The 249-nt window shown below is 45.8% G+C and carries 1 rRNA gene; it reads left to right on the forward strand.

Annotation, left to right across the window (positions count from 1 at the left end):
* Nucleotides 1-249, forward strand: a 23S ribosomal RNA gene (locus tag SB764_RS43135); the annotation flags it as partial.

The following is a 249-nucleotide window of genomic DNA, read 5'->3' on the forward strand; positions in this document are numbered from 1 at the left end:
ATATTTAGATGATAAATGAGTAGGGCGGGACACGTGAAATCCTGTCTGAATATGGGGGGACCATCCTCCAAGGCTAAATACTCCTGAAAGACCGATAGTGAACAAGTACTGTGAAGGAAAGGTGAAAAGCACTTCGAATAGAAGGGTGAAATAGAACCTGAAACCGTACGCCTACAAGCGGTCGGAGCACCTATATGGTGTGACGGCGTGCCTTTTGCATAATGAGCCTACGAGTTACTTTTACTAGCG

This window comes from Paraburkholderia sp. SIMBA_027 (genome assembly GCF_046535315.1).
GTDB lineage: Bacteria > Pseudomonadota > Gammaproteobacteria > Burkholderiales > Burkholderiaceae > Paraburkholderia > Paraburkholderia tropica.